General features: G+C 68.6%; 18 protein-coding genes and 1 pseudogene. 8 read left to right on the plus strand and 11 right to left on the minus strand.

Annotation, left to right across the window (positions count from 1 at the left end; all coding sequences use genetic code 11):
• Positions 1–14 precede the first annotated feature (14 nt).
• The 5 genes and pseudogenes from CWT12_RS01905 to CWT12_RS01925 all read left to right on the plus strand — a co-directional run bounded on the left by CWT12_RS01905 (position 15) and on the right by CWT12_RS01925 (position 5,002).
• Positions 15–1,322, plus strand: a complete 1,308-nt coding sequence (locus tag CWT12_RS01905) for a sensor histidine kinase (RefSeq protein WP_161923485.1) — start codon at positions 15–17, stop codon at positions 1,320–1,322.
• Positions 1,319–2,023 (plus strand): response regulator transcription factor, encoded by a 705-nt coding sequence (locus tag CWT12_RS01910; RefSeq protein ID WP_161923486.1) that lies wholly within the window; start codon positions 1,319–1,321, stop codon positions 2,021–2,023. Before CWT12_RS01905 ends, CWT12_RS01910 begins: the two co-directional genes overlap by 4 nt.
• Positions 2,024–2,132: 109 nt before the next feature.
• Complete coding sequence (locus CWT12_RS01915; protein WP_161923487.1) at positions 2,133–2,627, plus strand: CarD family transcriptional regulator; 495 nt, start codon at positions 2,133–2,135, stop codon at positions 2,625–2,627.
• Between the two features lie 92 nt (positions 2,628–2,719).
• Complete coding sequence (locus CWT12_RS01920; protein WP_161923488.1) at positions 2,720–3,502, plus strand: IspD/TarI family cytidylyltransferase; 783 nt, start codon at positions 2,720–2,722, stop codon at positions 3,500–3,502.
• Between the two features lie 10 nt (positions 3,503–3,512).
• A pseudogene (locus CWT12_RS01925) lies at positions 3,513–5,002 on the plus strand (MFS transporter).
• Positions 5,003–5,284: 282 nt separating this feature from the next.
• Here CWT12_RS01925 and CWT12_RS01930 read toward each other — a convergent pair.
• The 9 genes from CWT12_RS01930 to CWT12_RS01970 form a co-directional block, all read right to left on the minus strand.
• Positions 5,285–5,722: an organic hydroperoxide resistance protein gene (locus tag CWT12_RS01930; protein ID WP_202616245.1), complete on the minus strand. Its 438-nt coding sequence runs from the start codon at positions 5,720–5,722 to the stop codon at positions 5,285–5,287.
• 125 nt (positions 5,723–5,847) lie between these two features.
• Complete coding sequence (locus CWT12_RS01935; RefSeq protein ID WP_161923489.1) at positions 5,848–6,324, minus strand: DUF2218 domain-containing protein; 477 nt, start codon at positions 6,322–6,324, stop codon at positions 5,848–5,850.
• Between the two features lie 335 nt (positions 6,325–6,659).
• Entirely contained in the window at positions 6,660–8,843 is a 2,184-nt protein-coding gene (locus tag CWT12_RS01940) for a hypothetical protein (protein WP_161923490.1), read from the minus strand.
• A gap of 234 nt (positions 8,844–9,077) precedes the next feature.
• The gene (locus tag CWT12_RS01945) at positions 9,078–11,384 is read right to left on the minus strand and encodes an AAA family ATPase (RefSeq protein ID WP_161923491.1); all 2,307 of its coding nucleotides are present in this window, start codon (positions 11,382–11,384) and stop codon (positions 9,078–9,080) included.
• Positions 11,385–12,656: 1,272 nt separating this feature from the next.
• On the minus strand, positions 12,657–12,941 hold the full coding sequence (locus tag CWT12_RS01950; RefSeq protein WP_161923492.1) for a putative quinol monooxygenase: 285 nt from the start codon (positions 12,939–12,941) through the stop codon (positions 12,657–12,659).
• Between the two features lie 191 nt (positions 12,942–13,132).
• Positions 13,133–15,139, minus strand: a complete 2,007-nt coding sequence (locus CWT12_RS01955; RefSeq protein WP_161923493.1) for an ABC transporter ATP-binding protein — start codon at positions 15,137–15,139, stop codon at positions 13,133–13,135.
• Positions 15,140–15,141: 2 nt separating this feature from the next.
• Positions 15,142–16,893, minus strand: coding sequence for an ABC transporter ATP-binding protein (locus CWT12_RS01960; RefSeq protein ID WP_161923494.1), 1,752 nt, complete (start codon positions 16,891–16,893; stop codon positions 15,142–15,144).
• Between the two features lie 155 nt (positions 16,894–17,048).
• Positions 17,049–17,645, minus strand: a complete 597-nt coding sequence (locus CWT12_RS01965) for a TMEM175 family protein (RefSeq protein WP_161923495.1) — start codon at positions 17,643–17,645, stop codon at positions 17,049–17,051.
• A gap of 237 nt (positions 17,646–17,882) precedes the next feature.
• Positions 17,883–19,124 (minus strand): PucR family transcriptional regulator, encoded by a 1,242-nt coding sequence (locus CWT12_RS01970; RefSeq protein ID WP_161923496.1) that lies wholly within the window; start codon positions 19,122–19,124, stop codon positions 17,883–17,885.
• Between the two features lie 155 nt (positions 19,125–19,279).
• Here CWT12_RS01970 and CWT12_RS01975 point away from each other — a divergent pair, with 155 nt between their 5' ends.
• Positions 19,280–19,888 (plus strand): DUF1269 domain-containing protein, encoded by a 609-nt coding sequence (locus tag CWT12_RS01975; protein WP_161923497.1) that lies wholly within the window; start codon positions 19,280–19,282, stop codon positions 19,886–19,888.
• 48 nt (positions 19,889–19,936) lie between these two features.
• Here the strand turns inward: CWT12_RS01975 and CWT12_RS01980 are convergent, their stop codons facing one another.
• The gene (locus CWT12_RS01980; protein ID WP_237564256.1) at positions 19,937–21,910 is read right to left on the minus strand and encodes a prolyl oligopeptidase family serine peptidase; all 1,974 of its coding nucleotides are present in this window, start codon (positions 21,908–21,910) and stop codon (positions 19,937–19,939) included.
• Positions 21,868–22,362, minus strand: coding sequence for a hypothetical protein (locus CWT12_RS13695; protein ID WP_237564257.1), 495 nt, complete (start codon positions 22,360–22,362; stop codon positions 21,868–21,870). The genes CWT12_RS01980 and CWT12_RS13695 overlap by 43 nt, the downstream gene beginning before the upstream one ends.
• A gap of 622 nt (positions 22,363–22,984) precedes the next feature.
• Between CWT12_RS13695 and CWT12_RS14275 the strand changes: the two genes are divergently transcribed.
• Together CWT12_RS14275 and CWT12_RS01990 are read left to right on the plus strand one after the other, a co-directional pair.
• Positions 22,985–23,539: a nucleoside hydrolase-like domain-containing protein gene (locus tag CWT12_RS14275; RefSeq protein ID WP_161923498.1), complete on the plus strand. Its 555-nt coding sequence runs from the start codon at positions 22,985–22,987 to the stop codon at positions 23,537–23,539.
• A complete protein-coding gene (locus tag CWT12_RS01990) occupies positions 23,497–24,558 on the plus strand; it encodes a nucleoside hydrolase-like domain-containing protein (RefSeq protein WP_272927771.1) in 1,062 nt (353 codons plus the stop codon). Before CWT12_RS14275 ends, CWT12_RS01990 begins: the two co-directional genes overlap by 43 nt.
• Positions 24,559–24,562: the final 4 nt, after the last annotated feature.

A 24,562-nucleotide genomic window follows, 5' to 3' on the forward strand; every position in this document is an offset into this window, starting at 1 on the left:
CTACCCTAGGGGGCGTGGGAACCGTTTGGCTGATCATCGCGGTTGCCGTCGCGGGTGTCGCGGCCGGCGCCGCGGCGGGACTCGCCCTGGGGCACGCCACCCGTGACGCCCACGGCGACGGGATAGTCGCCGGATCCACCCTCGAGCGCGACGGCCTGATCCCCATCCTTGCGGCGCTGGGATCCGTAGTCGTGCTCCTCGACGACGACGGCGAGGTCCTGCGCGCCTCCGCGGCCGCCTACACCTACAACATCGTGCACGACGATGAGGTCAGTGAACCGCAAGTCGCCGAGATGGTGGAGCGCGTGCGCAGCACCGGGAAGGCCGCTGAAGCCGAGATCACGGTGGCACGCGGGCGCGTCGTCGGAGCGGGCAACTTCCACCTGCAGATCCGCGTGGCCGGCATCGGCCGCGGTCGGGTGCTGGTGCTGATTGAGGACCGCACGGCGGCCCGCCGCGTGGAGGACATGCGCCGAGACTTCGTCGTCAACGCCTCCCACGAGCTAAAGACGCCAGTCGGGGCGATCTCGCTGCTGGCGGAGACGGTGCGCGAGAACGCGGACGATCCAGCGCTGGTCGCCGACTACGCCGAGCGGATGAGCCGGGAGTCTCGGCGCCTGGAGCTGCTGGTGGGTGACATCATTGAGCTCTCCCGCCTGCAGGACGGCGACGCGCTGGTCGAACCCGAGGACGTCAGCGTTGATGAGGTGGTGGTGGACGCCCTGGATCGGGTGCGGGTGGAGGCGGACGCCAAGGAGGTGGCCCTCGTGTCCGGCGGCGTGGAGGATCTGCACGTACTCGGTGACGCCTCGCTGTTGGTGACCGCCGTCAGCAACCTGCTGGACAACGCGATCCGCTACTCCGACCCGCGCACGCGTGTGAGCGTGGGCCTGAGTGTGGACACTGACGATCCGGAACTGGTGCGCATCGCCGTCGTCGACCAGGGGATCGGGATCCCCAAGGAGGCGCAGGAGCGCGTATTCGAACGGTTCTACCGGGTGGACAAGGCCCGGTCCCGGGCTACCGGAGGCACCGGGCTGGGGCTGTCGATCGTCAAGCATGTTGCGGCCGATCACGGCGGCACCGTGGAGCTGTGGTCAACACCCGGCAGGGGCAGCACCTTCACCTTGGTGCTGCCGCGGCACCGGACCGCGGCGGAGGTGGCGGGGCCTGCCCCCGAGGCGGTCCAGGCCGTGGCCAGGGGTGCTGCCGGAGCCTCCTTCGCGGCTATCGCCGCGATCTCCGACGCGCCCGCCCCGCGCGAGGCGCACACCCCACCCCCCGCAACGCCGGGCGCTGAACCGGAGGAGGAACGTCGATGACCCGCATCCTGCTGGTGGAGGACGAGGAGAACTACCGGGAGCCGTTGGCGCTTAATCTGCGGCGCGACGGCTTCGAGGTGGTGGAGGCGCAGGACGGCGCGGCCGCTGTGCGCCGCTTCGAATCCGCCGCGAGCCCGGACGGCCCCGGTCCCATCGACCTGGTTCTGCTGGACCTCATGCTGCCGCGCATGTCCGGTGCGGAGGTATGCCGACGGATCCGGCGCAGCTCCCGCGTCCCCGTCATCATGCTCACGGCGCGGGACGCGGAGATGGACAAGATCGCCGGGCTGGAGCTCGGCGCGGATGACTACGTCACCAAGCCCTACTCCTACAGGGAGCTCATTGCCCGGGTGCACGCAGTGCTTCGGCGCACCGCGGAGGAGGCTCCGGAGGAGTCGGTGCTCACTGCGGGGCGCGTGACCATGGATGTGGGCCGCCATGAAGTGAGCGTGGACGGGCAACTGGTCGCCATGCCCAAGCGTGAGTTCGAGCTGCTTGAGCTCTTCTTGCGCCACCCCGACCACGTGCTCACCCGCGGCCAGATCATTGAGCGCCTGTGGGGTGCTAACTATGTGGGGGACACCAAGACACTTGACGTCCATGTCAAAAGGATCCGCGCCAAGATCGAGGAGGACCCGAGCTCCCCGAGGCTCCTGACCACGGTTCGCGGCGTGGGCTACCGCCTCGTTGCCGGGGCCTGACTCGCCGCCACCGGTTGCGCCGCACTCCCATGTGAGCTAGCTCCCCGGTCTTCGGGAGTCATTACCTGATAAACTATTACCCCGCGATTAATCTGGAGTGACCTCACACATGACATTCGAAGTCGGCGAGACCGTTGTCTATCCCCACCACGGAGCGGCTCGGATCATTGATATCCGTCAGCGCAAGGTCAGGGGCGAGGAGAAGACCTATCTGCAGCTCGAGGTCGCGCAGGGTGACCTGACGATCCTGGTCCCGGCGGACAGCGTCGACCTCATCGGGGTACGTGACGTGGTAGACGAGTCCGGGCTGGAGCGCGTGTTCGAGGTGCTGCGGGCCCCGCTGACGGAGGAGCCCACCAACTGGTCGCGGCGTTTCAAGGCCAATCAGGAGAAGATCGCCTCCGGTGACGTCATCAAGGTGGCTGAGGTCGTGCGCGACCTGTCCCGCCGGGACACCGACCGAGGCTTGTCAGCGGGGGAGAAGCGCATGCTCGCCAAGGCCCGCCAGATCCTCGTATCCGAGCTCGCCCTCGCGCAGAAGACCGCCGAGGAGGAGGCCGAGAACACCCTTGACGAGGTCCTCGGCTCCGGCACGGCCGCCTGACGCTCCTACTCCACCCGGCGCGGGCCGGTCCCCGCGGGATCGGCATTGCCTGATGCGCCGGGAGGAAGATACCCGCTGGTAGGGTCCCGTACATGCCGGACGCAAGCACAGGATCCGCCGTCGCCGTACTCACCGCCGCCGGCTCGGGCACCAGGCTAGGCGCCCGGGGGCCGAAGGCGCTGGTGGAGGTTGGCGGCGAGTCGCTGCTGCACCGCGCCGCCCGCGGCCTGCTCGAGTCCGAGAGCCTCGACCACATCACCATCACCGCCCCGGACACCCAGGTGGAGCGCTTCACTGCGGAGGTGGCGGACATGGGCGGGGACGGGCAGATCACAGTAGTCGCCGGCTCACCAGCGTCCCGGCAGGCGTCGGTCGCGCTCGGACTAGCGGCGGCACTCGCAGCCCGCCCCGGCGCCGAGGTCGTGTTAGTGCATGACGCCGCCCGCGCACTGACACCGCCCGAGCTGATCCGCCGCGTCGTTGCCGCCGTGCGCGCCGGGCACGACGCCGTCGTCCCCGGCCTGCCCGTGGTTGACACAGTCAAGGAGATCGACGGTGCCGGGCCGGAGCCGGCCGGGGAGCAGGTTCGTGGTATCGAGGTCGACTACGTCGTCGGCACGCCGGACCGTGCGCGGCTGCGCGCCATCCAGACTCCGCAGGGCTTCACGCGCAGCACCCTGGAGGCGGCGCACCGCCTGGGCGCCGACGTCGCCGGAGATGAGGCGCGGGCGGCACGGGATGACGCCTCCCTCGTTGAGGCCATGGGGAAGCGCGTCATCGTCGTGGCGGGAGACCCGCTCGCCCTGAAAGTGACCACGCCACTGGATCTGGCCCTCGCTCGGATTCTCGCCCGCCGGGAGCCGGTACAGCCGTAGGCTCGGAGGCATGCGGCCACATGTACCGGGACGGGACTCAGAACTCGGCTCAGCGCTCAGCTCCACCGGTGGAGTGGGTCGCGGCTACAACACGTCCGCGCGTGCGAAACTGCTGACGTGGCCAGTGCTTGCCTGGGGGCTGTGGGACTGGGGCTCGGCGGCCTTCAACGCAGTGATCACCACCTTCGTCTTCTCGGTCTACCTGACCAGTGCCCCCTTCGGTGACCCTGCTGATAGTGAGTCCGCGCTGTCGGTGGGGCTGACCATTGCGGGAGCCTGCATCGCCCTGCTGGCCCCCGTGACCGGGCAGCGCTCCGATCGCGCCGGCCGCAGCGTGTTCTGGCTCGGCGTCTACACGGCGATCGTCGTTGCGGTCAGCGCCGCCCTGTATTTTGTGCTGCCCGAGCCTGGGTACCTGTGGCTGGGCATCACGCTGCTAGGGGTCGGCAACGTGTTCTTCGAGTTGGCGTCCGTCAACTACAACGGGCTGCTCTCGCGCCTTGCCACCAAGGATCGGGTCGGTGCCGTCTCCGGGCTCGGCTGGGGGATGGGGTACCTCGGGGGATCGTGCTGCTGCTGATCCTGTACGTCGGTTTTATCAGCCCGGAGGTCGGCTGGTTCGGGGTGACCGACCAGGACGGCATGGATGTGCGCGTGTCGATGCTCGTCTCCGCCGGCTGGTTCGGTCTGTGCGCGATTCCGGTGCTGGTTACCCAGTCAGGCAAGCGGGCTTGGCGGCGGTGGGCAGCTATCGAGGACACCGACTACGGTGCGGCCCGTTCGCTGGCCGGGCTGGAGGCCGAGCCGGCAGACCCGGTGCAGGCACCGCCGCGGATTATGCGCCACGAGTCCCTGGTGGCCTCCTACAAGCACCTGTGGCGTACCCTCGTGGGACTGTACCGTACCCATCCGGAGGTGCTGTGGTTCCTGCTGGCCGCCGCTGTCTTCCGTGACGGGCTGGCCGGGGTCTTCACCTACGGCGGGATCATTGCCCAGAACACCTTTGGCTTCTCCCCTGCGGACGTGATTGTGTTCGCCGTGGCGGCCAACGTAGTCGCCGGTGTTGCAACCATCGCCGCCGGGCGACTGGATGACCTGCTGGGGCCGCGTCGGGTCATCATTGGGGCGCTTGTCATTTTGGTGGTCGCCGGGTTGCTGGTATTTCTGCTGCACGCGGCGGGGGCACGCGTCTTCTGGGTGCTGGGACTTGTGCTCTCCGGCTGCGTGGGCCCGGCGCAGTCGGCGGCGCGCTCGTTTCTGGCACGGCTAGTACCGCAGGGACGCGAGGGCGAGATCTTCGGTCTTTACGCCACCACCGGGCGGGCCGTGTCCTTCATGGCGCCGGCGATGTACGGCGGATCGATCTGGCTGGGGACCCGGATCATGGGCGGCGGCGCCGGCTATTGGGGCATCCTCGGCATTGTCACGGTGCTCGCTGTGGGGTTGCTGCTCATGCTGCGAGTGCACGACCCCTCGGGCCGCATCAGCGTTGGCGAGTGACGCCGCCCCCGCATATACGCGCATGGCCTGAGACTCTCAGTGGTGTCGTCGTCCCGGCTGAGCGGCCCCGCACGCTTACGAGTGCCACCAGCTCCTAGCCACGGGGAGTTTTGCCCGTTATTTCAACGTTCTCATATTTTGGACGAAAACGCGGATGTGCTCCTGCGTGCGCCGCCGTCGGCGGCGCACGCAGGAGCACATTGACAATGTTGACTCAATCGAGTTTTCCGCCTGATTCCGCGGAATTGGTGATCGACCCTGAGGGCTGAGCGTGCGGCGGAGTCAGTCGTCGGAGACGGTGATGGTCACCGGGATGTTGCCCCGAGTGGCGTTGGAGTAGGGGCACACCTGGTGGGCCGCCTCTGCCAGAGCCTGAGCCGCATCATGCGGCTGGGCGGGAATGACAACCTCCAACTCGACGGCCAGGCCGTAGCCGCCCTCACCGTTGGAGCCCATGGAGACTCGGGCACCGACGCTGGAGTCGCCCAGTTCGGCCTTCTGCATGCGGGCTACACCCTGCAGGGCGGAGTGGAAGCAGGCGGCGTAGCCGGCGGCGAACAGCTCCTCCGGGTTGGGCAGGTTGGCTCCGGAGCCGCCCATCTCCTTCGGGATAGCCAGGTCGGTGTCGATGCGGCCGGTGGTGGAGGCGACGTGGCCGTTGCGGCCGTCGCCAGAGGCCAGGGCCTCGATGGTGTAAATCGGGGTGATGGCGTCGGACATGGTGGACCTTCTTATGTGGGAGTTGTGCTTGACCGTGTCGGGCCTATAGCCGACCGGGCATGGGCACAGTATGGATGCTTGTTGGAAGCCAGGTGGGAACTTCGCCCGGGAACCCGGAGTCGGCGTCAGGCGCGCAGGTCCGGGAAGTCCTCGGCCGCGTCGGATGCGCCCTCACGCGCCGCACGGTCCTCGTACTCGGTGCGCAGGCGGTCCAGGTCCTCCTTGGTCAGGGGGCCCTGCGTAGTGCCGTCGGAGCCGTCCTGGCGCTTCCAGGACACGGCCAGCCCGTCCTCGTAGCCGAAACGGGCCAGGTGCCGACCGGCAACCTCTTCCAGGCGCGGCAGCTCCTGGGCCGAGGCCGACAGGGTCAGGACGAGTGCGCCCTCCTCGCAAGCCAGGTCCACGATGCCGGCCACGGTCCCCTCGCGGTTGAACACCAGGTGACCGGTGGAGTCAGCTCCATTCCACTCGCCGTCGATCTTGCGGCTCATGTGGCTGACCAGGCGGCGGCCGTAGTCTGCCGGCTTATCGGTCGCTACACGCGCCACGGAGCGGGAGTCGAAATCGGGAGTTCCATTTGCGTTTACTGAATTAGCGGTCATGAGACGAGGCTAGCCACGTGCCTTAGCCTCGCCTAGCCTTATCGCTCGCGGCTGAGTGCCCGGTTTGATGGCCCGTACCGGGAATACGGCGAGTACTTCAGGCGAGGGACTCATAGCCGCGGCCTGGTGCCGCTGAGCGTGCAGGGGCTGCGTCGGTGATGGTGCCCGAGCGACCCCCCGGCGCCGAGCGGCCGCCGAGCGTGCAGGGGTCGCGCCCATGGGAAACGTAAACGCGCTGAACGCGTGGAGCGGCCGCCGAGCGCGCAGGGGCCGCGTGTACCCGGGCAGGCGGCGGCCCGCCCACTGAATGCGCCTCCCCTTGGCGGTGTCCGCCCCTAAATCAGGCCGCACACTACGAGCTGCTCCTTGGTTGGGTGCTTGGCGCTGTCCACGGCGTCGCGCTCGTAGACGAGTACCACGGTTCCGGGCGCTGGCACCAGGTATCCGCTGCTGACAAGCGGGATATCGTTCGCGGCGACGAAGTCTTCCGGGGAGGCGACCTGGCCGAGGCCCAGGTGCAGCACGACCTTCTCGTTCAGGTCGAGGACGTCCAGGCCCGAGTGCTCAAGGTTCTTCTTCACGATTAGTGTGTCAAAGTAGCCGCGGCCCGTGGCCTGCTCCGTCAGGTCCCCGGCGGAGTACACCTGCTCCGTCATGGGGTCGAATACGACCGAAAGGGCCGGGCGGTAAGAGCGGTAGGCGTAAGCCTCCGGATCGCGGATGCCGAGTGTGCTCGCGGCGTTGGGGGAGATGGGGCGGTCCAAGTCCCCCAGCGTCACCGGCTGCGTGTCGGCATCGACCCCGGAAAGGGTGTCGAGGCTGACCGCCTCAATAGAGTATCCGAGTGATTCGGCGTCGAATCGAGTGCCAAGGCTCTCGCGGACCGCCGCGGGATCGCTGAAGCGCACGGTCCAACCATCCACGATGGCGATGCCGGTGTGATCCCGGTGGCTGTATACAGGAACGATGCCTTCCACGGTTCTGCTCGCTCCGGGGTCGGTATCCGGGGCCACGGTTACCTCGCACCACGTGGCGTTTTCAGAAATCGTGCTGGGGTCTGTGCACTTGGCTCCAAGAATTAGGGTCGAGTGCCCACCCTGAAGGAAGGGCGAATCGATCCGGGGCGTACCGGGACCCGAACCGCGCGCATACTCCGGCCTTTGTGCGCCGCTCTGATCGCTGCCGGCGCCGCGGTCCGGAAGCTCGGCCACGACGCTCCCATCGCTTAAGGACAGGACTTCGGCGCCCGCCGTGACTACGTGATCGGTGATCTGGAATGGGACCGCTGAGCCCCGCCAGTCCACGACGGTTCGCTCAAAGGTGACCTCACCGGTGGCGGTGTCCAGCGAGACGAACAGGCTTCCGTCGACCCCGGCGTAGACGATCACCAGGTGGGCGCGATCCGGCGACAGCGCCGCGTGGCAATGCACCTGCTCTTCTTCGCCGCAGGGCGGATCATTCAAGGCGAGGTGCGTGGTATGCGCCTTGCGGCGGTAGGACCATGTGGTTTCGCCGGTGCTGGGGTCCAGGCCCTCGGCGCCGTGTTCGGTGATGGCAATTGGCCCGGCCGAACCCGGGATGATGCCGTGGATCCGGTCCTCGGCTCGACGATCGAATACGCGTTGCCAAGTGAATTGGCTGCCGAGCGTCTCAGGCACGGGCTGTCCGGCCGCGGCGGCTACTTGGACCGACTGCGACACATAGACTCGGGCCGGTGCCGCTAGGGCTGTTACCGCTAGACCGACAGTCAGAATCATGGCGATCATCGCGGGCCAGTCCGCGCGCGGGCGCCTGAGTGTGCGACGCCGTACCCCGGGGGCCGCCACACTGGCTGCGCGCAGAAGCACTCCGGCCACTGCGCCCACTCCTAGTCCGGCGACGGCGACGGCATACTGCAATAGCACCGGGTAAGGGAGCCCGATGTCTTCCGACTGCTGCCACCACGATCTGCCGAGCAAGTAGGCGCTGATGGCGGGCGGTGCCGCCAGCAGAACCGTCATGAGCGCCATGGGCGCGTGCCTCCAGCGAGGACTCGCGCGAAGATCCTCCGCCATAGAAACGGCCGCTGCCCAGAAGATCGGGGCGAGGGCTGCCAGGATCAGGATGAAGGATATGTCATCAATGGGCATTAGACCGATCAACGACCAGCAGGCGGCGACGATAAGCAGCATGCCCAACAGCAGCGCAGCCCGGACGCTGCGTCCGATGAATGGCCTTCGCCCGCCTTCTGGGAGCGTACTCATCGTTATCCAAATGGCCGGGGCGAGAAGAATTAGGACCAGAATGAGCCCGGCATCCGGTTGCAGCCTCTCCGGGAGTTCCGTATTGACGGTGATCCCGCGGCGCGCCCAGACTCCGGCAGTCCCTGCGATGGCGGCGGTAAGTAATCCGCCGGCCCGCAGTCCGCGCAGGAAGCCGGTGCGCTGGGCCTGGCCTCGGACCAGGTTCCTGCGCGGGGACCGCGAGCGGGTCCTGGCCGGGGAGGGCGTGGCGTCGTCGTCGGCGGGGGAGGTGCGCATGCTACCAGGGTGGCAGGAGGCGCCGCCCCGGCCATGGGGCGCACTGCCCGCGGGCGGGCGTGGCGAGTCGGCCTGGGGCGGCCGACACCGCCACCCACGGCCGCCGGCACGCCATCTGCCCCGGCCCCGCGGCCCGAGCGCCTACGGAAGTGCAGGCAAGGGCTCTGCACTGCCGCGGCGCTCGGTGCGCGCGCCCAGCGGACACGGGGCTCGCGCCCGCAGGACGGGATGGCATCACACGTTGGTTATACCCAGGTGGTCCAGCAGGCCGGGCATGTTGATGCCGACCCCGTCCGCGGGGGTGCGCACCACGTACGCGGCGATGGTGGCCTGCGGGTCGGGGCCGAGAGCGGCCTGCACGTGGGCGAACTCCTCGGGCAGTCGGGCCCTCGTTCCGGCGTAGACCCGTTCCAGCGCGCTGCGCAGCCGACGGCGGGTGCGGTACTGGTCGTACTTGACCTTCACCATGTACTGACGGGCGTCTGCGAGTACTACACCTTCCACGGGGTGGTCCTGGCTGGCCAGCGCATCGTCGTGTAGCACCTGGTCCAGTTCGACGCGGGAGCCCGCAGTGGCGAGCACCTCCACGCTTGCCAGGCCGAGCCCGGCCAGCTCCCCCATCAGCTCGTCGCGGCGGTGGAAGGCAAAGCTGTTGTCAATGACTGCCAGGGCCGTGACCCCGGGGCGGTGTGACTCGTCCACAAGGTGGGGGTCGTTGGCCAGCGTGACCTCCAGAGCCACTGACACGTCATGATCGGACAGGAAGTCGATGAGTCGCCGACGCGCCTCACCGGCCACTACCCGCTCCACCGCCTGGGCCGCGGCCTGGCCGTAGCCGGTGTCCCCGGCCTTGGACCACACCCGCAGGTCCCCGTCCAGGGCGAACATGATCCCGAGGAACCCATTGACCTTGCGGGTCAGGGTCACGGGATACGTGAGATCGTCCAGGGTGGTGCCGCGCTCGCCGACGTTGAAGAACTTGTCGAACCCGCGGCCCACTACCTTCCCGTCGCGCACGAACAGCCCGCGGGCGGTGGAGGTCAGCTCGTCCCAGTTGCCCGTGTAGAAGGCCCGCCGGGTGAAGATGTAGGACACCACCCCGTCAGGTCCTTCCCGTCGACGGATGTCCGGGTGGGCTTCCAGACGGGCGACGACGCCGTCGGCACAGCCGGTATCAGCGGCGGAGTCCTCGTCGTCGCGGTACTCCTGGACGCGGACCTCCAGGGCACCGCCCTTCCCGGCCCGCAGGCGGGCCACGCGCAGCGCGCCGCCCTCCTCCACCCGGTTCTCCAGGTTGTAGACGCCCGCCACGGCGTCGGCAGGGGCGGGTTGGCTGTCATGCTTGCCGTTGCGGTGCCCGTGGAGCTGGACCACCTGCCCGCCCTCCAGGACCAGGAGCTCATCGACGTGGTCGTAGGTGGATCGGCCCGAGTAGGTCAGGGCCCTTTGGGAGGTTCCGTAGACGAACTCGTTGTCCACCAGGTGCGCCAGGCCACAGCCCGACTGCCTCCCCGCCAGGGCGCGCTCCAGCGCCGCCTGAGTGACACCGCCGTGAGTGACCACGCAGACGGTGTCACAGCCGTGGACACGGAAGGTGCACAGGGGCACGGTACGCCGCAGCAGATCCAGGATGTCACGGTCGCCGTAGCGGGTCCTGATCTGCTCGTGGCTCGTGCCGGTCCGAGCGGACGGCTTGCCGGTACGGTGGATGAGCTCGAGCATCCGCAGCTCGTGATTGCCTTGGACCAGCACCACTCGGGTGGGATCCAGGGCGCGCACCTGCTCGAATACGCCCAGTGCGTCAGGCCCGCGGTCGAACAGGTCACCGGCGAACACGATAACCTCACCGTCTGGGGTGTCGGCCAGCGCCCGGGACAGGGCGCGGGAGCACGACTGCACGTCACCGATGACTGTCACGCCCCGCGCGGAGAGCATGACGTCCTCCCCGGAGAGCAGGCCGGTGCCGGTGCCGGTGCCGGTGGCTGCCGGCTCGGGGGCGCCAGTGGCTGGGGCGGCAGCGACGTCGGCTACGTCATCCGCGTAGGAGAAGAACCTGGCCACAGCGGCCGCGTCATCGGGGCTGATTCGCTCGATGCCCCTCACCACGGCGTTGCCCTGGGCGCGCAGGAGCATGCGCTCTAGGGCGGACTCGTCCAGCCGGTTGGGCCCTCGGGTGATGTTGCGCCGACGCAGCTCGGCGTCGCTGATGCCCTCCTGGCAGTCCACCAGGCCTACCCGGTAGTGGTGGCGCAGCGCCAGCTCACGCCACTGGTTCTGCTCCTTGGAGCTCAGATTGGTGGAGTCGACGACGACCGTCGCTCCACGGGCCATGCGCGCCTCGGCGGCGTCGAACACCATCCGCCAGATCATCTTGTCTGCGCCACCCAGCAGCGAGGTGGCACCGTCCAGGGTCATGGCGCGCGGGTACACCAGCTCGCGGAACTGATCGGCGGAGACCACCTGGTCCTCCAGCCCGTGGCTACGTACCCAGGTGGTCTTGCCGCACCCGGGCGCCCCTCTCATCAGCAGCAACCGCCGCATTGTCTTGTTCTCCTTCCTGTTGGTACTTCATCTCGACTTCCTGTTATCTGCCGACCCGTTCGTGCTGCCCTGCCTGCGTACCTGTGCCGGTGCCCCCGCGAGGCCAGGAGGGCCTGCGGGCCGACGGGGACCGGGCAGGCCCCTGGACCGGCTGGCTGCGGGCGGTGTGGGCGCCGGGTTCTGCCGGTTCCTGGCGGGGAGCAGGGTCGCCGACGCCGTTTCGCGCCGCGCAGGTCCGCTCTGGGGCTTGGGGTGCCTGGGGCACACGCACAGTCGGCGGGCGTCACCGCCCCCGGCCGGGGGAGCCTTGGGAGTGCTCGGGACCACGCCACGGGCGCCGGAGTTGTCAGTGCGACAGACCAGCGCCGCCCCCGGAAGGGCAGTCACTCACGGAAGATGGAACGCCCAGGGGGACCTGCTGTGTGATGCCCGCCGACCACTCGCACACGGTGTCGCAAGGCGTGGGCGCCTGCGGTGCGGGGGCCGGGGAACGGGTCAACTGCGCTGTCGTCGCGGATTCAACGGTTTTCGTCCCCACGTGGCTGCAATGCGCACGTCACTCCGGCGCCGCTTGACATGGAGCAGCGGCGCTGGAGACATTGAGGATGACGAGAACACGGGCCATTTATACATCCTTGACGACTTGGGGACAAGAGGCGTTCCCGGCGCGGGGTGGCCGGGGCGGAGGCAGGAGAGGCGTCGTCGTCGACGGGGTCGGGGTGATCCCGCTCCGGACCGGCGACGACCGGGCTGGCCGGTAGCCGACGCAGATTCCCGGGTACCGGGGTTGAAAGGGTTATTCCCCCGGAACTGCGCGGTCGTCCGCGCTCGCAGTTCCGCGCGCCCGGTCCCGACCGCCTTACTTCCCACATGTAGGAGAAAGGACGGAAACATGACTCTCAAACGCGCAGTGGCCCTGTATGCGCTCCAGGACGCCTACGGGCGCGGCGGCCTCGGCCTGGAGGGGTGCATCAGTCTGGTCGAGAACATGGGCGCCCGGGTTCGACGGATACATGACACATCCGGTTCTTCGTGTTGGCGAGTGCGGTGGGTTGGCTGGTTGCGGTGCTCGCCGCTACCTGGCGAACCGTTGTCCAAGCACACGAGCCGTCCGCACCCGCAACGGCGCCGACGACGTTCCTGCCTGCCCGAACACGACCGCATCAGCGCGAGACGACCCCCCGCGCCCGAACACGGCCACCAATTGTCAATCCCCAGCCGGCACCATCACGCCTCAAACCGGGAGAGCCGTATGCCCTGGGGCGATGGAAATCAGGCCGGCTCGTACTGGACGATGGCCGGATCGCTGGTCGTTAGGGCGATCAGCTGCGGGATGAGCGTGGTGAAGTGCGCGGAGGCGTTGTGCGCCTCGATGGCGGTGTCGTCGGCCCACGTCTCCAGGAAGGTGAGGGTAGTGGCGTCGTCGCGGGCGCGCAGCAGCTCGTAGGAGACGTTGCCAGACTCCGCGCGTGAGGCCTCCACAAGCTGACGGGCCTTGGCGGTGAACTCGTCGACGGCGTCGGGCCGGACGGCGAACGTGGCGATGATGTGGATCATGGGAGCCTCCTCGTGCATGGGTACAGCTGCCGACAGTGCGGCTGTGTCATTACTACCGACCTCGGCACGTAACGTCTACCGACCTCGGTAGGTAACGTCTACCGACCTCGGTGAAGGGGGACTGCGGGGTGCTTCCTGGGGCACCCCGGGGTTACCCCTGCCGCTCCAGGGCGACTCCAGTTCGTCCTGGTCTACTCCAGTTCGAAGGCGCCGGTGTAGAGCTGGTAGTAGGTGCCGCGCTGCTCGATGAGCTGGTCGTGGTTGCCGCGCTCGATGATGCGGCCGTGGTCCAGCACCATGATCGCGTCGGAGTTGCGCACCGTGGACAGCCGGTGCGCAATCACGAACACCGTCCGCCCCCGCATGAGGTTGTCCATGCCGGCCTGCACCAGTGCCTCGGTGCGGGTGTCGATGGAGCTGGTGGCCTCATCCAGGATCATCACCGGCGGGTCGGCGACGGCGGCGCGGGCGATCGACAGCAGCTGAGCCTGTCCCTGGGACAGGCTCGAGCTATCGCCCGAGATCACCGTCTGGTACCCCTGGGGCAGACGGCGGATGAAGCCGTCGGCGTTGGCCAGCTTGGCCGCCTCGATGCACTCCTCGTCGGTGGCGTCCAGGCGCCCGTAGCGGATGTTGTCCATGACCGTGCCGGTGAACAGGCGCACGTCCTGGAGCACCACGCCCAGCGAGCGGCGCAGGTCTGCCTTGGCGATCTTGTTGATGTTGATGCCGTCGTAGCGGATCTTGCCGTCGTCGATGTCGTAGAAGCGGTTGATCAGGTTGGTGATCGTGGTCTTCCCGGCGCCGGTGGCGCCCACGAAGGCGATCTTCTGCCCGGGCTTGGCCCACAGGGAGACGTCGTGGAGGACCTCCTTGACGCCGTCGTAGGAGAAGTCCACGTGCTTCATGACGATCTCGCCCCGCAGCCGCGTGTAGGTGACGGTGCCATCCGCCTGGTGGGGGTGGCGCCAGGCCCACACGTCGGTCTTGCGGTCGGCGGGCTGGACACCGCCGTCGGCCGTCTCGACGGCGTCGACCAGGCCCACATACCCGCCGTCCTGCTCGGGCTGCTCATCGATGAGCGCGAAGACTCGGCCGGCGCCGGCCAGGCCCATGGCGATCAGCGCCACCTGCTGAGAGGCCTGGTTGATGGTCTGGGACAGCTGCCGCACCATCGTCAGGTAGGAGACGATGATGCCGACGGTGATGGTGCCCATGCCGGCGAAGCCGATGTTGGTGACCTGCAGCTGAATGAGCAGGCCGCCAACCAAGGCGATCAGCACGTACAGCAGGTTGCCGAGGTTGCCCATGACGGGGCCGAGGATGTTGCCGTACTGGTTGGCCTTCTCCGAGTCGGAGAACAGCTGTCGGTTCAGGGCGTCGAAGTCGGCCTTGGCGGCCTCCTCGTGATTGAAGACCTGGACGACCTTCTGCCCGCCCATTATCTCCTCGATGAAGCCCTCCTCGGTGGCCAGTGACTGCTGCTGGGCGACCATGTACTGCGAGGACTTCCCGCCCAGGCTGCGGGTGGCGGCGACCATGATGGCGGCCACGACCAGTACCAGGATCGTCAGCCAGAGGCTGTAGTAGAGCATCATCGCCAGCATCGCCCCGAGCGTCAGGCCGGACTGAATGAGCGTGGGCACCGACTGGCCGATCAGCTGGCGCACGGCGTCGGTGTCATTGGTGTAGGTCGACATGATCGCGCCGTGGGCGTGGGTGTCGAAGTACTTGATCGGCAGGGACTGCATACGGTCGAACATGTCGTCGCGCATGTGCTTGAGCGAGCCCTGCGTGACCACCGCCATGATGCGTGAGTACAGGAAGCTGGTGATCACCCCGAGGGCGTAGACCACGCCCATGGCGGTGATAATCCGCACCAGCGTGGGCATGACGGCGTCTAGGCCCGCGCTCAGGCCGGGGGTGATCACCTCGTCGACCACCCGCTGCATGAAGATGGAGGCGACCGTGGATGCCACCGAGGCGATCACGATGCTGATGGCGACGACGATCAGCTGCCACGGGTAGTAGTGGAAGACATAGGCCAGCAGCCGACGCGCCGGGCGGTCGATGTGCGGCAGGTCGTGCGGGTCAGACTGGCCATCGGGGTGCTGTGCGGTGGCGCTGGCCTCGACGACGGCCTCCGGCTGCTCGGCGTCGGGACGCTCCTCGGGCCGGTCGGTGCGGTTGCGCGCCATGATCACGCCACCTCCTGTTCCTGACTGGTGCGATTCTGCGACTCGTAGATCTGCTGGTACTCGCCGCCCAGGGCCATCAGCTCCGCATGGGTGCCGCGCTCCAGGATGCGGCCGTCGTCGAGCACGATGATCTGATCGGCGTGCTCAACGGAGGAGAGCCGCTGGGCGATGATGATCTTGGTGGTGTCGGGGATCTCCTGGTCGAAGGCCCGGCGGATCAGGGCGTCCGTGCGGGTGTCGACGGCGGAGGTCGAGTCGTCCAGGATCAGGATCCGCGGCTTCTTCAGCAGGGCGCGGGCGATGCACAGGCGCTGCTTCTGCCCGCCGGAGACGTTGGTGCCGCCCTGTTCGATGCGGGTGTCGTAGCCGTCGGGGAACTGACGGATGAACTCGTCGGCCTGGGCCAGCTCGCAGGCGCGGACGAGCTGGGCGTCGGTGGCCTCCGGGTCGCCCCAGCGCAGGTTGTCCTTGATGGTGCCGGCGAACAGGACGTTCTTCTGCAGCACGACGGCGACGGCGTCACGCAGGGACTCCAAGTCGTACTCGCGCACGTCGACGCCGCCGACGCTCACCCGTCCGGAGGTGACGTCGTACAGGCGGGAGATTAGCTGGATGAGTGTGGTCTTAGCCGAGCCGGTGCCGCCGACGATCCCCAGGGTGGAGCCCGATGGGATGGTCAGATCGATGTCGTGCAGAACGTCGGCCTGGGCATCGGCGGAGTAGCGGAAGGAGACGCCCTCGAAGCGGACCTCGCCGTCGGGAACCTCGGTGCGGCCGTCGGCGGGGGAGGTGAGGGTGGGGCGGTGCTCGATGACCTCGGCGATACGGTTGGCGGACTCCACCGACATCGACACCATCACGAAGATGAAGGCGAGCATCATCATCGAGGCCAGGATCTGCACGCCATAGGTCATCAGCGAGGAGAACTCGCCGGTGGTCAGCTCGGTACCGCCGCTGCCTACTACCACCCGGGCGCCCAGGTAGTTGACCAGCATCAGCGACACATAGATGAAGAAGACCATGATCGGGCCGTTGAGCGCCAGGATCTTCTCGGCGTAGGTGAAGTCCTTACGCACCTGCTGGGAGGCGGCGCGGAACTTCGTCTTCTCGTGCTCCTCGGTGACGAAGGACTTCACCACCCGGATCGCGGAGACGTTCTCCTGCACCGAGTTGTTCAGGGCGTCGTACTTCTTGAAGATCCGCCTGAAGATCGGGAACACGTAGGCGGCCAGGCCGATCAGCGCGCCCCCGAGCAGCGGCAGCATGATGATGAAGATGAGCGCCAGCCGGGCGTTGATCGTGAGCGTCATGATGATGGAGAAGATGACCATCAGCGGGACGCGCACGGCCACGCGGATGATCATCTGGTAGGCGTTCTGCACGTTGGTGACGTCGGTGGTCATGCGGGTGACCAGCGACGACGTCGAAAAGCGGTCGATGTCCGCGAAGGAGAACTCCTGCACCCGGTAGAACAGGTCCTGGCGCAGGTTGCGGGCCAGGCCGGCGGCCGCCGTGGCGGCGCGCACTCCGGACATGACGCCGCACACGAGCGAGATGAGTGCCATGACCACCAGAACCAGGCCGATGCGCAGGATCGGGCCCATGGAGCTGCCGGTGAGGGTGTCGATGAGCTCGGCCATCAGCAGTGGCAGGACGCACTCCAGCCCGGCCTCGCCCACCATGAACAGCGGCGCCTGCAGTGACGGCCTGCGGTACTCGCGCAGGCTGCGCAGGAGGGTACGTACGGTCTTCACAGGGGTCTTTTACCAGCTTCCCGGTAGATTAGGTAGTGGCCGATCGACGTGATCTGTGGCCAACGGGGACAATGGCAATCCTGCTACTGGCTTGGGCACGCAGGTTCTACTGATCGTGGCGAATAGGTGGCGACTCCGGGCTGCCGCATGAGTGCTCAGTCTCCGCGCCGCTGCAGGTAGGCGACCAGGCTGATGGCGATGCCTCCCAGCAGCGCCACTGTCATCACGCGCGGCACCCAGACTGCCGCCAGCACCAGCCCCAGGATCTGGATTGCCCACTCCGCCGGCGCCAGGGCCCGGCGCTCACGGAGCAGCGGAACCAGCGCCTGATTGTTCGGGTCGGCGGCCCGCAGTGAATGGTGCACGGCGACGCGACTGACGGAGGTCAGCAGGAAGACCAGGCCGTAGAGCACCTGTGCGGTGCTGTTGCCCGGATTCTGGGCGACCAGCGTCGTGGTGTACGGGAAGAACGAGGCGAAGAAGAGCAGCAGCAGGCTCAGGCCCACTGTCGTGCGGGTTACCAAAACGGCCGGGTCCCACTCGTAGTGAATGCGCGCCCACAGCAGGCCCAGCCAGGCGAAGGAGACCGTATAGGCCAGCAACTCGTTGCGCAGTTGCCACAGCCCCGCAGGGCTGACCACCTCGGGCTGAGGCAGGTCCAGGATGAGGATGGTGATGATGATGGCAAGGACCGCGTCCATGAAGGCGGCGAGCCTCTCCTTGCCCATAGTTACGGGCGGCTTCTTGACCATGCGATTTCCTCCGGGGGTCTACTGCGCCGGTTCGCCGTCTACTACGTCACTTGGGTGTCTGCTGAATGGCTGTGGGCTGTTCAGCAAAGGTCTAACCGGCGTACCTAACGGTGAAGTAGCGTAGTAGACGACTGGCGACGGGCGCGGATGGGGGCGGCTAAGCGGAAGTACTCGGGGCGGGCAGTCCGATGAACGCCGTCCTCGGCCGCGGTCGTCCCAGTCGGCGCGGGTGGCCGGTCAGGGCGTCACCGGGTCGGCGGCATCGGGAATCCATGCCAGCAGGTCGAGTGCCAGGGCGATGTCGGTTCGGTGCCCCTCTAAACCGTCCGGAAGCATGCCGACCGCTTGGGCAATGCGGTAGTTGACCGTATTGCGGTGAACGTAGAGGCGTTCAGCAGTGACGCTTCCGTTCTCACCTGCTGCCAAATAGTGGCGCAGGGTGAAGCGCAGCCGCTCCGCGTCCGCGGTCCCGCCTGCCAGTGGGCCGAGCGTGGCTCCGAGCCAGCGTCGGGTGTGTTCCGGGCTGTGCAGCATGAAGGTCAGTGGCGCTACCTCGCTGTAATCTGCCGCTCTGGGTCCGTTCCCCGACGCGCTGACCACTCTGAACGCCGCCGTGGCCTGCTCATAGGTTCGCACAAAACCGGTGATGCCCCACTCCGGCTGCCCGAAGGCACCGACCAGGGATTCGTCCTTACGGATCTGCTCCGCCCAGTGCTGCTGGGCGGGCTGCGACTGGCAGGAGGACCACAGGGCCGCCGTGTCCTCCGCCAAGTTCACGACCAGCGTCCTTTCGGTCGGCAATGTCTCACGTAGCCGTCGCTCCAATCCGCTGATCGCCTCGTCGAAGTCATATTTGGTCCGCACCACGGCGGCAATATTCCAGGAACTCACCGGATACCCGAGCAGGCGGGAGGCCACTGCGCCGTCGGTGACCTCACCGTCCAGGACCGAACGGAGACGTGCCTGGAGGGCCGCGTCGCTGCGCTGCTGACGGCGTTGCCGCCGCTCGATGAAGGCTCCCACCGTTTTGCGGTGCCGCGCCGCGAGCTGAGCCAGCACGACGTCGACCAGGGGCGGCAGCACCTGCGACGTCATGCCGGCGGGCAGCACCTCTACCGCCGTGGACACCACATCCCTGACGAACACCCTACTGGCATTGAGGAACACGGACTCGACGACGTCTGCCGCGGCACCCCGGTCCGCCAAGTGCTGGACGATCTCCTCCGTCGCGGCGAGCAAGGGGTCCTGCCCGGAGGTCTCCAGCAGGAGCGTAGTGCTGAGTGACTGAAAGGAACCTTTGGTTACCTCGGTGGTCAGTCTTCGCAGCTCGGCGTCGACCACCAGGTCCGGCAGGTCGCGTGCAACTTGTCTAAGAGTTGCGGCGGCCTCGCTGTCTGCACGGTTGGTGAGCCTTCGTACGAACTCGTGGCGCAGCTGCTCGGGAAGTCCCAGCGGCTCCGGTGCGGCGTCGGGAATCATGACGAAAACTGTGCGCGCAACGCGCGCCTTGTGCAAGTTGCACGACGGCATGGGCGAATTCTGGTCGCGGGACCATGGCTGTTACGGGATGCGGCCGGTTGACTGTTCACCGAACGCGCGGTGAGGGACGCCGTGCGTCACGGAAGGAGCAGAACATGACCGACCATAACTTCGCCGTCGTCACCTTCACGGAGTCGAGCAAGGCCTATGAGACGCTGAGCGACCTGCGCGGGGCCTCCCGTGAGGGGCGCATCGGCGTCGCCTCGGCGATCATTGCGGAGCGCGAGCCCGACGGCCGCCTGCACCTGGCGGAGGGCAGCGACGCGGTCATCGGCGCCGGAGCAAGCACCGGCGGCCTGGTGGGCATGTTCGTCGGCATTCTCGGTGGCCCGCTGGGCGTGCTGCTCGGCTGGGGCACCGGCGCGTTGGTTGGATCCATCGCTGACAGCAAGCGGCTGGGCCGCAACGAGACCATCGTCGGCGAGTTCAGCTCCCGTCTGCCCGCGGGCACGACGGCGATCCTCGCAGAGGTGAACGAGGTGACGCCGGAGGTACTGGACGGGTTGGCCGCGTCCCAAGACGGCGTCGTCCTGCGGCGTGCCGCCGTGGACGTACTTGCCGAGCTGGAGGCGGCCGAGGCTGCCGCGGAAGCTGCGGACAAGGAGGCCAGCCGCGTCATGCGCGAGCAGCGCCGTCAGGAGCGCAAGGACTCCTGGGATGAGCGTGTCGCCCGCCTCAAGGCGCGCTTCCAGCGTAAGAACTGATGTCCTGCTGTAGGGAGGGCGGTGCCGGGCGCACTCCTCTGCGCCCTATTACGAGCCGGGGTGCACGTCCTCGCCGGCGGCCGTCCGCCAGGCGAAGGTGTGGATGAGCGCGCTGGTGGCGGCCCGCTGGGCGGATATCGCCGTGCCGGCGTGCCCGCCCTCGCTCTGCTCCACATAGCCGACTTGAAGGCCCAGTTCGCGCATCCGGTAGGCCATGGCGCGGGCGTGCGCGGGGTGCACGCGGTCGTCGGCGGTGGAGGTGAGCAGCAGCAGCGGGGGATACTCCCGCCCCGGCACCAGGGCGTGGAAGGGGGACAGGGACCGCATGGTCTCCCATTCGTCGGGATTGTCTGGGTCCCCGAACTCGGAGCGCCACATGGCGCCGGTCAGCAGCCGCGTGTACCGCTCCAGGTCCAGCAGTGGCGCCTCCGCGATTGCCCCGCCGATCAGCTCGGGGTGGCAGGTGAGCATCTCACCCGCGAGCAGCCCGCCCGCGCTGGCGCCGTGCACCACCAGCTGCTTCGCGGTGGTCACCCCGCGGTCGATCAGGGAGCGCGCCACCGCCGCGAAGTCCTCCACCACCCGCCTCCGGCCCTGGCCGGTGCCCGCCAGGTGCCAGCTGGGACCGTACTCGCCGCCGCCACGGGTGCAGGCCACCACGTAGGTGCCACCCCGCTCCAGCCAGGCCTTCCCGGTCAGTGGCTGGTAGCAGGGCGTCTGGCTGGTGCCGAAGGCGCCATAGCCGTACAGCAGGGTCGGGCCTGGCGATGGCTCCCGCTCCGGAGACCCCGCCGCGGGCGTGCTCGCAGCCAGAACCGGTGTCGTCCCGTCGGCGCCGGTGCCTGCATCCGCTCCGGTGCGTTGCCGACCGATCTGGAAGTAGGGCACGCGCGTGCCGTCCGCGCTGACCGCAGCGTGCTGGCTGACCCGCACTCCGCGGGCGTCGAAGCGGGCGGGCGCCTGCCGCAGCACCGACATACCGGTCACCTCGCCCGCCTCGGTCAGGCGGGCGAGCGTGAGCGTGGGCGGGGTGGCCCACCCCGAGGCGGAGATGAACAGGTAGTCGGTGTCCCGCTGCCGCACCGCCTGCGCGCTCACCTCCAGCAGGGGGCGGCCCGGCCGCAGCTCGGTGAGGTCCGGGGCCGCGGCGACCTCGGCTTCACTCGGGCGGTAGGCGGCCCCGGTCAGGTCGACCCAGTGGTGGTGCCATCCGCCCCGGCCGACGGCGGGCTCGCCCGCCTCCGGCTCACGCTGCGACGGCGGCGTGCACACCTCCAGCCGACCGGCGACGTCGTCCAGCACCGTGAGCACCAGGTGGTGGCGGGTCCAGGTGGCGGCGGACAGGAAGGACGAGGACGTGGGGGCGAACAGCACCTCCAGCCCGTCGCGCTCGCCGCGCAGCCACTGATCCAGTGGAGCGCCCAGCAGCACGCCCGCCTCGTAGCGTTCCCCCGACACCTCCCAGGGTTCACGCAGCTGGATCGTCAGCCATTGCGCCCCCACGCCGACGGAGGCCGACGGTGGCGCCTCGATCCGGATCGCGCCCGCGGGCACGCCCTCGCCGTCGGCCACAAGCGCCCGCCGCGCCTCCGCCTCGCCGACGGGCACGACGGCGTCATCGGGCAGCCACCACACGCGGGTGTCACCCAGGCCGCCCATGCTCATGAGCCAGGTACGGCCCCACGCATCGCAACTGGCCCGGGTGACGATCGCATCCGCGGCGCCGGTGATCAGCACCTCGGCGTCCCGGGGCCCCTGCCCACGGCGCAGGCGACGAGCCTGGCGCGGCAGTCCGGCTGGCGACAGCGACCCGGCACCGAAGTCGTCCGAAAGCAGGCAGGTGTCGCCGTCGGCGCCCCACGTCAGCGTGCCCTTGGACAGGGGCTTGCGGAAGCCGCCCTCGGCCGTCCCCAGAAAGCGCCGCTCGTCCAGATCGAATTCCTCGGTGAAGGTGGCGTCCGTCCCGCCGTCGGACAGGCTCACCAGGGCGCGGCGCCCTGCCAGCGGGCCGATTTGCAGCACCTGCGCCCCGCCCAGGCCAGGTCGTGGCCGCGCCGACGGCGCTCGGCATCCAGGTCGAGCAGCACCTCCCACTCGGTGGCGGAGGCGTCGTCGGGGCGCGGCGGGCGGGAGGGTGCCCCGGCCGCGTATGACGCCCAGGTGGTGCGCCGCCACACTCCGCGGGGGTGCTCCGGGGAGGTCCAGAAGTTGTAGACCATGCCGACGGCCTCGGTGACTGCGGGAATGCGGTCCGGGGAGTCGAGTATCTCCTGAAGGTCCTGAGTCAGGCGCAGGTAATCGACGTCGTCGGTGAAGGCGGAGACCGTCTCATCCGTCCGTGCCGCCGCCCAGGCCAGGGCCTGCTCGCCGGTTGGCTCGTCCAACCAGGCGGGCACCGGCGGCAGTTCGCGCGCCTCGGTGGGGTCCGGCGGCGCGGAGTCGTCTGCACGGGGCGGGGCGTCGGTGCGATCCACCGGCCCATTGCAGCACATCCCGGGCCGGTGGCGTAGCCTGCCCGCTGCCCGGGCGGGGCCATCGACGCCGCGGGGTGAACCTCCAGGACGCCGGTTAACCGTCGAGGACCTCGCCGCCGGCGCGCGCTGATAGCAGTGCAGTAGCGTGCGGGGAACGCCGAAGCCCGGCCCTGACGGGTAATAACCCGACCTGTCTTGTGCCTATTTGGCTTGCCAGCCAGATCCGCCGCGGGCACAATAGAGGGGAGCCACCCGGCAGCAACCCGGATGACTCCCCGACGTAAGCGGCTCAGCTGAACCACTTACTGAGGGCATCCGTCAGGACACCTACGGCCCGGACCAGGCGAGCGATGTCGTTAATTATCTCGCTCACCTGCCGGGCCGTAATCCTGTCCTTCCGGACCTTGGCGTGTCGGCCTTTCGGTTTGGACACGGCCCCCACCTCCTCCCTAACTTCCTTCTTCCCCGGCTGTCAGGACAGTGGTGTTCCGGGAGAAGGTGCCGGAGAAGGCGGGTTCAGTGTAGCTGCGGGCACAGACGCATATCGGTGCGGGCGTCCTAATGGGCCGTTCAGGCGTCGTCGAGATCTCGCAGCGAACCGCGCATGTGGCACGCTGGGGCCATGCGCAAGGAAGCCTTCCCGCGGGCCGACTGGCCCCGCGTCGTGGTCACGACCGACCCCGAGCTGGATGACCTGAACTCCATGATCCGCCTGCTCACCCACGCCGCCGAGATCGACCTGTGTGGGCTGGTGTACGCGGGCAGCAAGTTCCACTACGCCGGCGACCCCGCCCGCGGCATCGCCTCCCACCGCTGGCCCGCCCCCGGTGACAGGCTCCACATCGACGAGGCCATCGACGCCTACGCCCAAGTGGAGGACACCTTGCGCGTGCACGACCCCCGCTTCCCCACCGCCGCCCACCTGCGCTCCCTGGTGCGCATGGGCAACATCACCGCCGAAGGGGAGATGGACGAAGACACCCCCGGCTCAACGCTCATCGCCGATCTGCTGCGGGACATCGCGCTGACCCCGGACGCCGCCACCGGCGAGGGCGGCGCGCTGCTGGACGCCGCCCGCCCCTGTTCATCCAGGCCTGGGGCGGCATCTCCACCTTTGCCCGCGCCCTGCGCACCCTGGAAGAGGAACTCGGAGGCCGGGAGGACTGGCCGACGCTGAAGCAGCGGGTGCTGGACCGGGTGGTGCTGTCCTCCTTCGGGGAGCAGGACTCCACCCTGAGTGAATACATCCGGCCGCGCTGGCCCGGCCTGGAGCACCGCGAGGTCGCCACCCGCGCCTGGGGATACACCACCCGGGACGTGCTGCTCCCCGCGGACCTCGAGCTCGTTGGCCCGCAGTGGACGCGCGAGAACGTCAGCGCCCGCGGGCCCCTGGGGGCCGCCTACCGGGTGTGGGGCGACGGGCGGCGCATGGCCGCCGACTTCGACCCCGAGGACTACTTCGGCGAGACGGGCAAGACCGAGGCGCAGCTGCGCGCGGAGGGCTACCGGGTGTGGTGCCCGGTGCAGGAGGCGGGTTCTTTCATCTCCGAGGGCGACACCTCCAACTTCACCCTGCTGATCCCCAGCGGCCTGCACTCCTGGGAGGACGCCACCTTCGGCGGCTGGGGCGGCCGCCAGGTCCCCCACCCGCAGCTGCCCGACACGCTCACCTCCGACATGCGCTTCGACCTGCCCGGCCTGCCCCAGCCCGACTACCCCCAACAGGTGGTCGACCACGCCGCCGACGGCTCCGCCCCGCCCGAGTACCACATGACCCGCTGGTGGCGGGCCCTGCAGAACGAGTTCGCCGCCCGCCTGACCTGGTCGGTGACGCCACGCTACGAGGACGCCAACCACCCGCCGGCCGTCGTCGTCGAGCACCCCGACGGCGGCAGTGGGCTGGTGCGCCGCGTGCGCCCCGGCGAGGTGGTTACCCTGACCGCCACCGCCACCGCCACCGACCCCGACGGCGACCACGTGCTGCTGCGCTGGTGGGCCTACCCGGAGGCCGGGCCGAATCCCTGCCCGACGCCGCCGCGCATCCAGGACGACGGCGCCGGCACCGCCGTCGTCACCGTCCCCGCCCAGGCGCGCCCCGGCCAGGCGATCCACCTGATCGTCGAGGGCACCGACACCGGCACCCCGCCGCTGACCCGCTACCAGCGCGTGGTGCTGGAGGTCGCGAACGCAGGCTAAGCCA

It is taken from the genome of Actinomyces sp. 432, assembly GCF_009930875.1.
Classification (GTDB): domain Bacteria; phylum Actinomycetota; class Actinomycetes; order Actinomycetales; family Actinomycetaceae; genus Actinomyces.

Excerpts from the sequence above, each read along its gene's own strand:
- CWT12_RS01945 (WP_161923491.1), bottom strand. The coding sequence starts at position 11,384 with ATGCGGCGGTTGCTGCTGATGAGAGGGGCGCCCGGGTGCGGCAAGACC.
- CWT12_RS01935 (WP_161923489.1), bottom strand. The coding sequence starts at position 6,324 with ATGACCGCTAATTCAGTAAACGCAAATGGAACTCCCGATTTCGACTCC.
- CWT12_RS01950 (WP_161923492.1), bottom strand. The coding sequence starts at position 12,941 with ATGATCCACATCATCGCCACGTTCGCCGTCCGGCCCGACGCCGTCGAC.
- CWT12_RS01940 (WP_161923490.1), bottom strand. The coding sequence starts at position 8,843 with ATGCGCACCTCCCCCGCCGACGACGACGCCACGCCCTCCCCGGCCAGG.
- CWT12_RS01915 (WP_161923487.1), top strand. The coding sequence starts at position 2,133 with ATGACATTCGAAGTCGGCGAGACCGTTGTCTATCCCCACCACGGAGCG.
- CWT12_RS01955 (WP_161923493.1), bottom strand. The coding sequence starts at position 15,139 with ATGGCGCGCAACCGCACCGACCGGCCCGAGGAGCGTCCCGACGCCGAG.
- CWT12_RS01965 (WP_161923495.1), bottom strand. The coding sequence starts at position 17,645 with ATGGTCAAGAAGCCGCCCGTAACTATGGGCAAGGAGAGGCTCGCCGCC.
- CWT12_RS14275 (WP_161923498.1), top strand. The coding sequence starts at position 22,985 with ATGCGCAAGGAAGCCTTCCCGCGGGCCGACTGGCCCCGCGTCGTGGTC.
- CWT12_RS01920 (WP_161923488.1), top strand. The coding sequence starts at position 2,720 with ATGCCGGACGCAAGCACAGGATCCGCCGTCGCCGTACTCACCGCCGCC.
- CWT12_RS01930 (WP_202616245.1), bottom strand. The coding sequence starts at position 5,722 with ATGTCCGACGCCATCACCCCGATTTACACCATCGAGGCCCTGGCCTCT.
- CWT12_RS01910 (WP_161923486.1), top strand. The coding sequence starts at position 1,319 with ATGACCCGCATCCTGCTGGTGGAGGACGAGGAGAACTACCGGGAGCCG.
- CWT12_RS01970 (WP_161923496.1), bottom strand. The coding sequence starts at position 19,124 with ATGATTCCCGACGCCGCACCGGAGCCGCTGGGACTTCCCGAGCAGCTG.
- CWT12_RS01975 (WP_161923497.1), top strand. The coding sequence starts at position 19,280 with ATGACCGACCATAACTTCGCCGTCGTCACCTTCACGGAGTCGAGCAAG.